14 protein-coding genes are annotated in these 12,860 nt (G+C 68.2%); 7 read left to right on the top strand and 7 right to left on the bottom strand.

Going from position 1 to position 12,860, the window contains the following annotated elements; translation table 11 throughout:
- Positions 1–398 precede the first annotated feature (398 nt).
- Positions 399–614 (top strand): biotin/lipoyl-binding carrier protein, encoded by a 216-nt coding sequence (locus tag EJK91_RS04345; protein WP_036458599.1) that lies wholly within the window; start codon positions 399–401, stop codon positions 612–614.
- Between the two features lie 32 nt (positions 615–646).
- Complete coding sequence (locus EJK91_RS04340) at positions 647–2,134, top strand: sensor histidine kinase (protein ID WP_024443657.1); 1,488 nt, start codon at positions 647–649, stop codon at positions 2,132–2,134.
- A gap of 64 nt (positions 2,135–2,198) precedes the next feature.
- Here the strand turns inward: EJK91_RS04340 and EJK91_RS04335 are convergent, their stop codons facing one another.
- Positions 2,199–2,453 (bottom strand): WhiB family transcriptional regulator, encoded by a 255-nt coding sequence (locus tag EJK91_RS04335; RefSeq protein WP_024443658.1) that lies wholly within the window; start codon positions 2,451–2,453, stop codon positions 2,199–2,201.
- 255 nt (positions 2,454–2,708) lie between these two features.
- Entirely contained in the window at positions 2,709–3,674 is a 966-nt protein-coding gene (locus EJK91_RS04330) for a diacylglycerol/lipid kinase family protein (protein ID WP_046300074.1), read from the bottom strand.
- 29 nt (positions 3,675–3,703) lie between these two features.
- Between EJK91_RS04330 and EJK91_RS04325 the strand changes: the two genes are divergently transcribed.
- Positions 3,704–4,123, top strand: a complete 420-nt coding sequence (locus tag EJK91_RS04325; RefSeq protein ID WP_046300051.1) for a hypothetical protein — start codon at positions 3,704–3,706, stop codon at positions 4,121–4,123.
- On the opposite strand, the gene EJK91_RS04320 is transcribed toward EJK91_RS04325, so the two are convergent.
- Positions 4,083–5,141, bottom strand: coding sequence for an isochorismate synthase (locus tag EJK91_RS04320; RefSeq protein ID WP_125078348.1), 1,059 nt, complete (start codon positions 5,139–5,141; stop codon positions 4,083–4,085). The genes EJK91_RS04325 and EJK91_RS04320 overlap by 41 nt on opposite strands.
- Positions 5,142–5,200: 59 nt before the next feature.
- Positions 5,201–5,806, bottom strand: a complete 606-nt coding sequence (locus tag EJK91_RS04315; RefSeq protein ID WP_125078340.1) for an acid phosphatase — start codon at positions 5,804–5,806, stop codon at positions 5,201–5,203.
- A gap of 77 nt (positions 5,807–5,883) precedes the next feature.
- Here EJK91_RS04315 and EJK91_RS04310 point away from each other — a divergent pair, with 77 nt between their 5' ends.
- The gene (locus tag EJK91_RS04310; RefSeq protein WP_024443663.1) at positions 5,884–6,684 is read left to right on the top strand and encodes a ParA family protein; all 801 of its coding nucleotides are present in this window, start codon (positions 5,884–5,886) and stop codon (positions 6,682–6,684) included.
- 104 nt (positions 6,685–6,788) lie between these two features.
- On the opposite strand, the gene EJK91_RS04305 is transcribed toward EJK91_RS04310, so the two are convergent.
- Together EJK91_RS04305 and EJK91_RS04300 are read right to left on the bottom strand one after the other, a co-directional pair.
- The gene (locus EJK91_RS04305; RefSeq protein WP_046300048.1) at positions 6,789–8,024 is read right to left on the bottom strand and encodes an Rv3212 family protein; all 1,236 of its coding nucleotides are present in this window, start codon (positions 8,022–8,024) and stop codon (positions 6,789–6,791) included.
- A gap of 14 nt (positions 8,025–8,038) precedes the next feature.
- Positions 8,039–9,541, bottom strand: a complete 1,503-nt coding sequence (locus EJK91_RS04300; protein WP_444850795.1) for a DEAD/DEAH box helicase — start codon at positions 9,539–9,541, stop codon at positions 8,039–8,041.
- 267 nt (positions 9,542–9,808) lie between these two features.
- On the opposite strand from EJK91_RS04300, the gene EJK91_RS04295 reads away from it, so the two are divergent.
- Both EJK91_RS04295 and EJK91_RS04290 read left to right on the top strand, forming a co-directional pair.
- Positions 9,809–10,504, top strand: a complete 696-nt coding sequence (locus EJK91_RS04295; protein WP_046300073.1) for a ferritin-like fold-containing protein — start codon at positions 9,809–9,811, stop codon at positions 10,502–10,504.
- A gap of 111 nt (positions 10,505–10,615) precedes the next feature.
- Positions 10,616–10,882, top strand: a complete 267-nt coding sequence (locus EJK91_RS04290; protein ID WP_024443667.1) for a DUF3107 domain-containing protein — start codon at positions 10,616–10,618, stop codon at positions 10,880–10,882.
- Here the strand turns inward: EJK91_RS04290 and EJK91_RS04285 are convergent.
- Positions 10,879–11,565: a TetR/AcrR family transcriptional regulator gene (locus EJK91_RS04285; RefSeq protein WP_046285552.1), complete on the bottom strand. Its 687-nt coding sequence runs from the start codon at positions 11,563–11,565 to the stop codon at positions 10,879–10,881. The genes EJK91_RS04290 and EJK91_RS04285 overlap by 4 nt on opposite strands.
- Before the next feature lie 204 nt (positions 11,566–11,769).
- On the opposite strand from EJK91_RS04285, the gene EJK91_RS04280 reads away from it, so the two are divergent.
- The gene (locus EJK91_RS04280; protein WP_024443669.1) at positions 11,770–12,804 is read left to right on the top strand and encodes a DUF3152 domain-containing protein; all 1,035 of its coding nucleotides are present in this window, start codon (positions 11,770–11,772) and stop codon (positions 12,802–12,804) included.
- Positions 12,805–12,860: the final 56 nt, after the last annotated feature.

The following is a 12,860-nucleotide window of genomic DNA, read 5'->3' as shown; positions in this document are numbered from 1 at the left end:
CGGCATGGGGTCATCAACCAGGGCCGGGGCGGCTTTGGCGGACGCGACACCGAATCCCAATGTGGCCAGCGTCATGGCGCCGGCGCAGATCAGTGTCAGCCGCACTCGCGGCTGGGCAAGACGGTTTACAGACAACGCGCTACTCCTCAAGTTCGGTGTCGACTTGTGCCGCGTCACGGCGATTTCGTCACGCGTTCAAAACACTCGAGTAACGGTGCTATGCAATTGTCACAGGAGAAACACGACACGATCACGGATCGAACTCTCTATGTCCTCTTAATTATCTTGGAGTTCGCTTACCCGAGCCGCCCTGCCCGATGCCGTGAGGGGGTTGTGGTTCGATAGGGCCTAGCTTTTTGATGTACGCAATCGTTGACTGGGTGATGAACGAGGTGAAGATGGCCGAGGACGTTCGCGCGGAGATCGTGGCCAGCGTGCTCGAGGTCGTGGTCCACGAGGGCGACCAGATCAACGAGGGCGACACCGTGGTGCTGCTGGAGTCGATGAAGATGGAGATCCCGGTGCTGGCCGAGACCGCGGGCACCATCAGCAAGGTGGCCGTGCAGGTCGGTGACGTGATTCAGGCCGGCGATCTGATCGCCGTGATCAGCTGATCGCTGCCGCTGTGACCGGCGCGAGCTAGCCGATGTCGACCCTCGGTGATCTGCTCGCCGAACACACCGTTCTGCCCGGCAGTGCGGTGGACCACCTGCATGCGGTGGTCGGGGAGTGGCAGCTGCTGGCGGACCTGTCGTTCGCCGACTACCTGATGTGGGTGCGCCGCGACCCCGACGCCGACGGTGCCCTGGTGTGCGTGGCGCAATGCCGGCCCAACACCGCGCCCACCGTACTGCTGAGTGACGCCGTCGGCACCATCGTCGTGCCGGAGTGGATGCCGCTGGCGGTCGCCGCCTTCGAATCGGGCGTCATCGGTCGAGAAGGTATTGCCGGACAACGCAATATGGAAGCGGTACCGGTGCGCCACGGCGACCGGATCGTGGCCGTGCTGACCCACCAGACCGCGTTGACGGGCCGACGGGAGTCCAGCCGGCTGGAAGCGGCCTACTTGGATTGCGCGGCCGACTTGGTGCACATGATCTCCGAGGGCACCTTCCCAGACGTCGGCGACATCGCGGTGTCGCGCTCGAGTCCGCGCGTGGGAGACGGGTTCATCCGGCTGGCCGTCGACGGCACGGTCCGTTACGCCAGCCCGAATGCGGTGTCGGCCTACCACCGCATGGGCCTGGCCGCCGAACTGGCCGGCCACGACCTGGTCGCCATCACCCGGCCGCTGATCTCCGACCCATTCGAGGCTCACGAACTGGCCGAACATGTGCGTGAGTCGCTGTCCGGTGGCTCGAGCATGCGGTTCGAGGTCGACGCGGCCGGAGCGGTCGTTCTGTTGCGCACCCTGCCGCTGATCGTGCACGGCCGGCCGGCGGGGGCGGCGGTGCTGGTTCGCGACGTCACCGAGGTGAAGCGCCGCGACCGCGCGCTGCTCTCCAAGGACGCGACCATTCGAGAGATCCATCATCGAGTGAAGAACAATCTGCAGACCGTGGCGGCGCTGCTGCGCCTGCAGGCCCGCCGCACAACCAGTACCGAAGGCCGCGAGGCGCTGCTGGAGTCGGTGCGGCGGGTGTCGTCGATCGCACTGGTCCACGAAGCGCTGTCGATGTCGGTCGACGAGGTGGTGAACCTCGACAAGGTGATCGACCGCATCCTGCCGATGATGAACGACGTTGCCAGCGTGGATATCCCGATTCATGTCGCCCGGATCGGGTCGATCGGGTCGCTGGACGCCGACCGGGCCACCGCCTTGATCATGGTGATCACCGAACTGGTGCAGAACGCGATCGAGCACGCCTTTGAGGCAGAGGCCGACCGGCGAGCGGTGACCATCCGGGCCGAACGTTCGGCGCGTTGGCTCGACGTCGTGGTCCACGACGACGGCCACGGGCTTCCCGACGGGTTCCGACTGGAGACTTCCGACCGGCTCGGCCTGCAGATCGTCAACACGCTGGTCTCGGCGGAGCTCAACGGCTCGCTGACCGCGCAAGACGCGCCGGGCGGCGGAACCGAGATGGTGCTGCGCATCCCGGTCGGCGGTCGCCGGCTCCGTCAGGCGTTGTGAGGCAGGTCTCGACACAAAACGACGCGGCCCCGACTGAGTCGGGGCCGCGTCGCTTTGTCTGGGGTCAGACCCCGCTGCGCGCCCGCGTCCGAGCGTTGCGGCGCTTGAGCGCACGTCGCTCGTCTTCGCTCATGCCGCCCCACACGCCGGCGTCCTGGCCGGTCTCCAGCGCCCAGGTCAGGCACTCGGTGACCACCGAGCAACGGGTGCAGACCTGCTTAGCGGAAGCAATCTGGGCGAGAGCCGGGCCGCTGTTTCCCACCGGGAAGAACAGCTCCGGGTCCTCGTCGCGACAGACCGCCTTGTGGCGCCAATCCATAGGTCTCCAACTCCTTACTTTGGGCGCAGCGGGGTGCGCTAGTGCTTTTCGACTGTGTATAAGCGGCGCAAGAAATGATTACGGCTTGCATCCGATCGCTCGATCGTTTCACAGCTTGGACAGATGTCAAGGGTGCGCTTTATCACGTGGTCAAGGTCACGTTTTCGCGGGGCTGCTGACGGCGTTCCTGTGCAGGTGTACTACATTGGGATCAACTGTGCGCTCAGTGAGCGATTGGAGCGCTATCTTCGCAGATCAGCGGGCTTTCTCTAGCGGAGGGGCGACGACGTCCAGCGCGTCGGGAACCGCCCGGAACGTCATCGCGGTACGCAGCCCGAGATATTCGCCATCGATCTGAGTCGCTATCGGTGTGTCGCCGGCATCCACCCGCAGCGCGGCCACATCGTCGTCGCGGATGAGCTGTTTGGCGCGCAATTTGGGCCGTTTCGACAGCATCTGCCGAACCAGCCTCAGCGTGGGCAGAACTTTCATGCTGGTGGTCGCGAACACGCCCATTCCCGACTCGAAGGTGGTGTCGGGGTTGGTCCACACGCACCGCTCGTCGGCATAGGTCCACGGAGCGCAGTTCGAGACGAACACGAAGTGCACCCCTTCGACCGGTTGGTCGTCGCCCAGTTGCAAGGTCAATGTCGGCGCCCGGCGGGTGGTGGCCAGTACCGCGGGGACCGCCGCGCGGATGTAGCGCAGTGGGGTGACGGTGTGGCCCTTCTCGCGTTCGGCCTCCACCGCGGCCACCACTTCGCCGTCGACTCCCATGCCGGCGTTGAGAACCGACCACCGCTCGCCGCAGTCGATAAGCCCGATCCGGCGCCACGCGGGCCGGCCGGTTGGGGGGTTGATCAATTCGATGAGCTGATTGGTGGCGGCGATCGGGTCGGCCGCGATGCCCAGCGAACGCGCGAACACGTTCGCCGACCCGCCGGGCACCACCGCCACCGCCGGCAGGTGTGCCGGTGGCGGTGAACCAGGTGCCCCGAGCAGGCCGTTGACCACTCCGTGCACGGTCCCGTCGCCGCCGTGCGCGATGACCAGGTCGATGCCGTCTCGGCTCGCGGCCTGACTGATCTCGATGGCATGGCCGCGATAGTCGGTGTGCACCACGGTCAGGTCGAGGCGGCTCTTGAGCGCGTGGGCGAGCAGATCGCGCCCCGCCGGCGTAGTGGATGTGGCATTGGGGTTCACGATCAGCACGGCGCGCACGAAATACGAGTCTATGGGCATCGGAGGCGATGGGTTCGGGTGGTTACGCTGGCGGCGTGAAAGCCGTCGCTGACTCACCGCGCGCTGTGCTCGGCGCCGGCCTGATTGTGGCTGTGCAGGGCGCGGCCGCCCTTGTTGTCGCGGTGGTGCTGGTACTGCGGGCATTGGCCGGCGCGGATCAGCATGACGCCAATGGCTACGGCACTGCGGCATGGTTCGCCTTCGTCGGTGTTGCGGTGTCGGCGGCCGGGTGGGCGCTGCTGCGAGGCCGGCGCTTCGGGCGCGGCATAGCAGTGTTCGCCAATCTGCTGCTGTTGCCGGTCGCCTGGTATCTGGGGGTGGGCTCGCACCGCTGGGGCTACGGCGTGGCGGTCGGCGTGGCGGCGGTGGCGGTGCTGGCGGCGTTGTTCAGTCCAGCTGCGCTGCGCTGGGCGGAACGACGCCCATAGCCGACAAGATCGTGCCGAACTTCGTCACCGTTTCGGCCAGTTCCTCGTCCGGGTCGGATTCGGCGACGATCCCGCCGCCGGCATGGGCCAGCGCGGATCGGCGGTCGGCGGACAGTTGCGCGCAGCGGATCGAGACCACCCAGCGGCCGTCACCGGCGGCGTCGCACCAGCCGACCGCGCCGGCGTAAAAGCCCCGGTCGCCCTCCAGTTCGGTGATGAGATCCACCGCGGCGGCGGTCGGAACCCCGCCGACCGCGGCCGTCGGATGCAGTGCCAGCGCCAAATCCAGTGCAGTGGTGGAGCAGTCGCGCAGCCGACCGGTGATCGGGGTGTTCAGGTGCCACACCGCAGAGGTCCTGCTGAGCTGTGGTTCCGGCGCTATGTCGAGTTCCACGCACAGTGGCTCGAGGGCCGCACGCAACTGATCGACGACCAGTTGATGCTCGTGGCGGTTCTTGCCGGACTCGGCCAGCGCGGCTCCGTTGGCGGCATCGACTACCGCATCGGGGGAGCGCGGCGCCGAACCGGCGAAGGGCCGGCAGGTGATTCGGTCGCCTTCGCGGGCGACCAACAGTTCAGGACTGGCGCCGACCAGGACCGTGCCGGCGTAGGCCTGCCCGGCCGCGCTCAGGTCGACCAGGTAGCCGTAGCCGCTCGGGTCCGCGGCGACCAACCGGTGCAGGAGGGTATCGGCGTCCAGCGGGGCATCGGCGGCCAGGCGCAGCCCGCGGGCCAGCACCACCTTGCGCAGGGCGCTTCGTGGTGCGGTCAGTTCGTCCAGGGCCCGGCGGATCCGGGCTCGATGCTCGTCGGGCTGCGGAATCTGCGCGACCACGTGGACCGCGGGAAGCGCCGCATCGCGTGCGGGCGGCAGCGCCTCTTCGCGTCGCACCTCGCGCGGGACGAACAGGGCCGCGGCGGAATCGGGCCGGAAAGGCAGCGCCCCCAACACTATTGGTGCATCACCGCGCGACAATGCGGCCTGCGCGGCGGTGACATCGGTGAACCCGGCGGTCATCGCGTCGGCCGACAGCGTCCCGGAGGGTCCGGAAAGGACGAACTTCGGTGGCAGTGTTGTCACAGCCCTGCGGCCTGAGGTCCGGTCAGGCCGAGCGCGATGAGCTGGCGCACTCCGTGCTCGAAGCCACACACGGCCATCGAGGCCGCCGCCATCGCGACTCGTGCGCCATCGGCTAACGGCAGCTCCAGCCACCGCGTGATCACAGCCCGGGAGAAGTGGCCGTGTCCGACGAACACCACATCACGCGAGGGGAGCTGTCGCAGCGCCAACGCAACCATGCGGTCGGCGCGGTCGCTGACCTGCGCCACCGTCTCACCGCCGGCACTGCCGTGTGTCCAGATCAGCCAGTCGGGTTCGGATTCGCGGATCTGCGCGGTGGTCAGCCCTTCGTAGCGGCCGTAGTCCCACTCGGCGAGGTCGTCGAAGATCTCATCGACGTGCAGCCCTGCCAGCTCGGCGGTCACCCGGGCGCGGCGGCGCGGGCTGCAGATCACCAGCGGGTTGTCCAGCGTCAGCTTTGTCAGCGTTGCCCGGGCGGCGACGGCTTGACGCCGGCCCACCTCAGTCAACTCCAGATCGGTGCGCCCGGTGTGCCGGCCGCTTTGGGACCACTCGGTTTCCCCGTGGCGCAGCAGCAGAAGTCGGCGCTCCTCGATCCCCACGTCAGTCGATTCTGCCCGACGGCGGACACCGACCCGCGTTTGGTGCTCCGAGGGCTAAGCCGTGCCAGTATGTCGGTGTGACGGGGATGCGGATCTTGGCGGTTGCCAATCAGAAGGGCGGCGTGGCCAAGACCACGACGGTGGCTTCGCTGGGTGCGGCGATGGCCGAGCTGGGTCGGCGGGTGTTATTGGTCGACCTCGACCCGCAGGGCTGCCTAACCTTCTCCCTGGGCCACGACCCCGACAAGCTGCCGGTGTCGGTGCACGAAGTGCTGCTCGGCGAGGTGGAACCCAATACGGCATTGGTGCCGACCGACGAGGGGATGACCCTGCTGCCGGCCAACATCGACCTGGCCGGCGCTGAGGCGATGCTGCTGATGCGGGCCGGCCGCGAGTACGTTCTGCAGCGGGCGCTGGCCAAGCTCGAAGACGAGTTCGATGTGGTGGTCATCGACTGCCCGCCGTCCTTGGGTGTGCTGACCCTCAACGGCCTTACCGCGGCCGGCGAGGTGATCGTGCCCCTGCAATGCGAGACCCTCGCGCATCGAGGCGTCGGCCAATTTCTGCGCACGGTCTCCGACGTCCAGCAGATCACCAACCCCGAGCTGCGTCTGCTGGGTGCCCTGCCGACGCTCTACGACTCGCGCACCACCCACAGTCGCGATGTGTTACTCGACATCGCCGACCGCTACGACCTGCCGGTGCTGGCTCCGCCGATCCCGCGGACCGTGCGTTTCGCCGAGGCCAGTGCATCGGGTGCCTCGGTGATCGCCGGGCGCAAGAACAAGGGCGCGCAGGCCTACCGTCAGCTGGCCGAGGCCTTGCTCAAGTACTGGAAGAACGGCAAGTCGCTGCCCACGTTTACTCCCGAGGTCTAGCGGGGCCATCAGCCCAGCGGTGATCGCAAGCGCGGCGGAGCCCGGCGCCGCGGGCCGCCGCCATTAACCCAGCGGTGATCGCAAGCGCGGCGGAGCCGCCGCCATCAGCCCAGCGCGACGACGGCGTCGCCGCGCTGCTCCAATACCGTCGGGCCCGACACCGCCGGGAACACGGTCGAGACCCCGGGCGGGCGGCTCACCGGGATGATGCGTTCCGGCGCGCCGGTGTTCTGGTCGAAGACGCCGACCCCGTCGGTCACCGGTATCAGGAGGCGATCGGCCATCCGTACTGCCGGCCCCAACGGAACCGCGGCACCCGACGCCGGAATGGTGTAGCGGTAGGTCAGCGTTCCGGAGTCGAACACCATCACCGCATCGCCGGTCCACCAGCAGATCAACCCGGTGGGCCGCGATACCGGCAGTGCGGCGCTGGCGGGGCTGGGTTTGGCCGGCAGCATGGTCTTGGCGATAGTGGTGCCGGTCTGGTCGACGACCTCGATACGAGGCTGCGGAGTGGGCAGATAGAGCGCGGTGTTGGTGCCGGCGTCGGAGTCGGTCACCGCGAGCACCCGGGCGCCGGAGTCCGCGGTCACTCCGCGTTCGGCGACGTGCTGGGTCTCCGGCTCGTCTTCTTCCTTGCCCGCGCGCAGCAGCGTCAGTTGCACATCGGACTGGCCCGCGCAGGACTCCAGCACCGATACCGCCGAGGAGGCCGCCGCTGCCGAGACCAGGGCGCAGCCCTGCCCTCGGCCGCGCGCCGAAGGTTTCACCCGAGCGTCGATCTCCCCGTAAGACATCACTCGCACCAGATCTGAACGCCACAGTTCCAGGCGGGTGGCGCCGGCTGAGAGCACCGCGCTGCCCTCAGAGGAGACCCGTACGGCCCGGTCGGCGTAGCTGGTGCGGGCCGGTCCCCGCAGGCCGTCGGCAGCGACGACCGCGCTGACCTGGCCACACCCGCGGGAATCGGGGTAGACCGCGACGGCGTAACGGTAGATCCACGACACCGCGCACAGGTCGACGTCGCGGGAGTAGCTCCAGCGCTCTTCGCCGGTGGCCGGGTCACGACCACTCATCCGCGGACCGTCACCGGTGATCACCGTGCCGGAGACCACCACGGGTGCCCAAGTTGCCGGGCTGGCCGCTGTCCACAGCTGCGACAGCGCCGCGGGCACCATCGCCGCCGACGGGGGATTGGTCGCCGAGTCCGACGCCGACCGGCTGATCGTGGCGCGGGCATCGCTGGTCCACCAGATGACCACTCCGACGACAACGATCACGACCGCGATCAAGGCCGCCGCGACCAGATCACCGGAGGTGCGGCGCTCGGGTCGTACCATCTCAGCGGTCCAGCTCAGCCGCCGTTAGCGGCAGCGGCCGCGGTCTTGTTCGGGCGACGGCGGCGACGGCGCCGCGGCGCACTGGGCCCGGTGGCCTCGGAGTTCGCGGCGGTGCCGGACTCACCCGCCTCGGCGTTCTGCGGGGCGCCGTCGGTGGCGCTCGCCTGGCTACCACCGCGGGTGCGCCGACGAGACCGGGTCGGGTTGCGGGGCGCCCGCTGGCGGTCCGCTGCGGTCTCGCGGGTTTCGTCCTCGGACCGCTTGGCCGGTGACCGACGCGTCTGGCCGATGGAGCCGCTGACGTCGGTGGGAATGTTGAGCTCGGTGAACAGGTGCGGCGAGCTGGAGTAGGTCTCCGCCGGGTCCGGGCAGCACAGGTTGAGGGCCTTGTCGATCAGCGTCCAGCGGGCCAGCTCGTCCCAGTCGACCAGGGTGACGGCGACGCCGGTCTTTCCGGCGCGTCCGGTGCGGCCGATGCGGTGCACGTAGGTCTTCTCATCGTCGGGGCACTGGTAGTTGATGACGTGCGTGACGTCGTCGATGTCGATGCCCCGGGCGGCCACATCGGTGGCCACCAGCACATCGATGTCGCCGGTGCGGAACGCCTTGAGTGCTTTCTCGCGAGCTACCTGGTTGAGGTCGCCATGCACCGCGCCCACTTTGAACCCGCGCTCATTGAGGTCGTCGGCGACCTTCTGGGCGGTGCGCTTGGTGCGGGTGAAGATCATCGTGGCTCCGCGGCCACGGGCCTGCAGCACCCGCGCCACCAATTCGGCCTTGTCCAGGGCGTGGGCCCGGTAGACGAACTGCTCGGTGGCGTCGTGCACCGCCGAAGAGTGCGGCGCCTCGGCCCGGATGTGGGTGGGCTGGTTCATGAAGCTGCGGGCCAGCGTGATGATCGGGCCGGGCATGGTGGCCGAGAACAGCATCGACTGCCGGTCGTCGGGGATACGAGACAAGATGCGCTCGATGTCGGGCAGGAAGCCCAGGTCCAGCATCTCGTCGGCCTCGTCGAGCACCAGCACCGACAGGCCGCCCAGCTGCAGGTGCCCCTGCTGGGCCAGGTCGAGTAGCCGGCCCGGGGTGCCCACCACCACGTCGGCACCGGCCTGCAGCGCCTCGATCTGCGGTTCGTAGGGCCGGCCGCCGTAGATGGCCTGCACCGACAGCGGGCGGTCCCCGGCGGTCAGGTATTTGGCCGCGTCGGCCAGGTCGCCGGAGACCTGGATGCACAGCTCACGGGTCGGCACCACGACCAACGCTCGCGGTGCGCCGGTCAGCGGCCGGTCCGGGCTGGTGCTGACCCGCTGTAGCAGCGGGATGCCGAAGCCGTAGGTCTTGCCCATGCCGGTGCGGGCCTGGCCGATCAGGTCGTCGCCGGCCAGGGCCAGCGGCAACGTCAGCTCCTGGATCGCGAAGGCGTGCTCGATGCCGTCCTCGGCGAGTGCGCGGACGATCTCGTCGCGGACGCCCAGCTCGGCGAAGCTCGGAGGGGTAGTGGGAACGGTGGTTGAGATCAATGGGGTCATGCGCGGGCAGATGCCTTTCGAAGTCGGCGCGGTATGTCAGTCGATCGCGGTGCGGGTCGGGGCGCACACACTGGAGACGGTCGATACTTTGCCCATATTCGGAGGCACCGCCGGGGGCCCTGCACTCGCCGAGGAGGCGGGCCAACCACGTGTACGCACATTGCGCGGCAGCACCGAATAGGCACTGCCTGAGCATGATCCTACCTGGTCGGGCCGGGCATCGGTCCATTGCCGCGGAACGCATACAGTGTGGTGATGAATTCGGTTCCCTCCGCCGACGCGGAAGCGCAGTCTTCCCCGCCGCGGCTGTCCGCCGATCATCCTGGGGTCAACGAGCTTTTCGCGGTACTGGCCTATGGCGAGGTGGCCGCGTTCTACCGGCTCACCGACGAAGCCCGGATGGCGCCCGATCTGCGTGGCCGGATCTCGATGGCGGCGATGGCCGCCGCGGAGATGGGCCACTTCGAACTGCTCCGTGAAGCTCTCGAGCGCCGCAGTGTCGACGTGGTCGCGGCAATGTCGAAATACGCTACTGCCCTTGATAATTACCATCGTCTGACGATGCCCAGCACGTGGCTGGAGGCATTGGTCAAGACCTACATCGGCGACGCGATGGCCGCCGACTTCTACCTGCAGATCGCCGACGGACTCCCCGACGAGGTGGGCGACGTGGTGCGTGCGGTGCTCGCCGAGACCAAGCATTCGCAGTTCGTCGTCGAGGAGGTACGCGGCGCGGTCACGGCCAGCAACAAGCAGCGCAGCCGGCTGGCGTTGTGGTCGCGTCGGCTGCTCGGTGAGGCGATCACCCAGGCCCAGTACGTGTTGGCCGACCGCGACGAACTCGCCGACCTGGTGGTGTCGGGGGCGGCCGGACTGGCCCAGCTGGCCGGGTTCTTCGATCGCCTGCAACACACCCACGACGAGCGCATGCGCGAGCTGGGTCTGGCTTAGCCCGCCGCCACGCAGCGCGTTATCGCCGAGGGCGAACGGCCGGTGCGCACCAACCGGGCCGCCGTCCACTAGCCTGCTTAGCAACGCCCAACGCAAACGAAAGGGGCAGGCGTGGAGGTCAAGATCGGGGTCACCGATAGCGCGCGCGAACTGGTCATCAACAGTGCGCAGACGCCCGATGAGGTCGAGAAGCTGGTCGGCGCCGCGTTGGGCAAGGGCGCAGACGGTGCTGGACTGCTCGCCCTCACCGACGAGAAAGGCCGCCGCTTCCTGGTGCAGGCCGCCAAGATCGCTTACGTGGAGATCGGTGTCGCCGACAGTCGGCGGGTCGGTTTCGGGATCGGTGCCGACGTCGCTGCCGGGGCCAGTTCCGCTTAACGGGTCAGCGGCACGTGTGACAGCCCGCCCCAGGCGAACGCCACCGTACCGTCGACGGCGTCATCCTTGGAGATAGGGCGGTCACTGTCCAGCCAGTACCGGGCGCAGTCGACGCTGATCGCGACCAACCCGACCGCGACCATCCGGGCGCGGTGCGGGTCCAAGCCGGAGTCATGGCTGACCAGGTCGAAAATCGCGTCGATGCACGACTCGGTGGCCACCCGCACCTGGACCGCGACCTGCGGCTCGGCGACATTGTCGTTCTCGAAGATCAGCCGATAGCCCTGGCTGTCGTGCTCGATGAAGTCGAAGAAAGCCTGCACCGCGGACCGCAGCCGCTGACGGTTGTCGGTGGTGGTCCGCAATGCCTGACGGACGCCGGAGACCAGGTTCTCCACGTGGCGGGCCAATACCGCCAGGTACAGCTCCAGTTTCGACGCGAAGTGCTGGTAGAGGATCGGTTTGCTGACACCGGCCCGCTCGGCGATCTCATCCATGCCGGCTGCGTGGTAGCCGCGGTCGACGAATACATCGCTGGCGGCGATCAGCAGCTGTCCCCGGCGCTCGTCGCGCGGGAGCCGGCTGCCGCGACGGCCGCCGGTAGTCGCCGCTTTGGCGCCGCTCGAGCGACGGCCGGTCGGCTGTGCGCCGTCCCGCTCTGCCGTGTCGATCGGTTTGCTCATCGACTCCTCAATCTCGTTCGGCCGGCGCCTGGGACCCTGGGTCCGCGACGGCCGGTGGGTGAGAGCGAGACTACGCGCTGCACCCGTCACTTCCACCAGCGACATCCGACAATCGGCTGTCGATCGCCATTTCGAACTCGTCGCGGCACACCTCCTGGCGTGCCGCAGAGTCCCAGCTCGCAGACCTTGTGCCATTCTGGGACCGTGACCTACGACCCGGGGCGGAGCGGCGGCGGTCGAGCCCCGGTGCTGCGGGATCGCTTCCGCGAGCCATTGCGCGCCCAGCGTGATCCGCTCGCCGCCGGTGCCGGGCGACTGCGGTCTGACCGTGATGTGCACCGCCAGTGGCGCAAGCAGACCTGGCTGGGCAGGTTCGTCTCCACCTACGGGTGGCGCGCGTACGCGCTGCCGGTGCTCATGGCTCTGACCGTCGTGGTGGTGTATCAGACGGTGACCGGCACTGGAGTGCGCACCCAGTCCGCCGATGACACGGTCCAGGGGCCGCCGACGATCGGATCGGCGGGCACCTCGATCATCGGCGCACCCCCGCGCGGCCTCACCGAGTTCGACGTCAACCTGCCCACCGGTGTGCTGCCCAACGGCGGCCCGTTCACCGAAGCCGGCGACATGTCCTGGCACGTCATCCCGGGCATCGAGCCGGAATTCGGGCAGGGCACCGAGAAGGTGTTCGCCTACACCATCGAAGTGGAGAACGGCATCGACACCACCGCGTTCGGCGGCGACGAGGCGTTCGCCCGGATGGTCGACCAAACCCTGCGGAACCCCAAGGGATGGACGCATACCCCGCAGATCGGGTTCGTACGGGTCGACGCCAGCAGCCCGATCACCCCCGATTTCCGGATCTCGTTGACGTCGCCGATCACGGTCCGGGAGGGCTGCGGCTACGAGATTCCGCTGGAGGCGTCCTGCTATAACCCGGCATACGGGGCCAAGTCGGAGCCGCGGGTATTCATCAACGAAGCCCGCTGGGTTCGCGGTGCCGTGCCCTTTCAGGGTGACATCGGGTCCTACCGGCAGTACCTGATCAACCATGAGGTCGGCCACGCCATCGGCTACCAGCACCACGAACCGTGCGACAAGCAGGACGGGCTGGCGCCGGTGATGATGCAGCAGACTTTCGGCACCTCCAACGACGACGCGGCGAAGTTCGACCCGGACTGGGTCAAGCCCGACGGGAAGACCTGCCGCTTCAACCCCTGGCCGGCTCCGATTGCCTGAGCCGGTCGGGCTGCCTTCGGGAAGCTTCGCGCGCGGTTTGTCGTTGCCCCCACCAG

It is taken from the genome of Mycobacterium sp. P7213 (assembly GCF_900604305.1).
Lineage (GTDB): Bacteria > Actinomycetota > Actinomycetes > Mycobacteriales > Mycobacteriaceae > Mycobacterium.
This window is presented reverse-complemented; position numbering and strand designations above follow the sequence as displayed.

What these genes read in the sequence shown, in the direction of transcription:
- EJK91_RS04345 (WP_036458599.1), top strand. Translation starts at nt 399, where the DNA reads ATGGCCGAGGACGTTCGCGCGGAGATCGTGGCCAGCGTGCTCGAGGTC.
- EJK91_RS04340 (WP_024443657.1), top strand. Translation starts at nt 647, where the DNA reads ATGTCGACCCTCGGTGATCTGCTCGCCGAACACACCGTTCTGCCCGGC.
- EJK91_RS04335 (WP_024443658.1), bottom strand. Translation starts at nt 2,453, where the DNA reads ATGGATTGGCGCCACAAGGCGGTCTGTCGCGACGAGGACCCGGAGCTG.
- EJK91_RS04325 (WP_046300051.1), top strand. Translation starts at nt 3,704, where the DNA reads ATGGGTTCGGGTGGTTACGCTGGCGGCGTGAAAGCCGTCGCTGACTCA.
- EJK91_RS04320 (WP_125078348.1), bottom strand. Translation starts at nt 5,141, where the DNA reads ATGACCGCCGGGTTCACCGATGTCACCGCCGCGCAGGCCGCATTGTCG.
- EJK91_RS04305 (WP_046300048.1), bottom strand. Translation starts at nt 8,024, where the DNA reads ATGGTACGACCCGAGCGCCGCACCTCCGGTGATCTGGTCGCGGCGGCC.
- EJK91_RS04295 (WP_046300073.1), top strand. Translation starts at nt 9,809, where the DNA reads ATGAATTCGGTTCCCTCCGCCGACGCGGAAGCGCAGTCTTCCCCGCCG.
- EJK91_RS04285 (WP_046285552.1), bottom strand. Translation starts at nt 11,565, where the DNA reads ATGAGCAAACCGATCGACACGGCAGAGCGGGACGGCGCACAGCCGACC.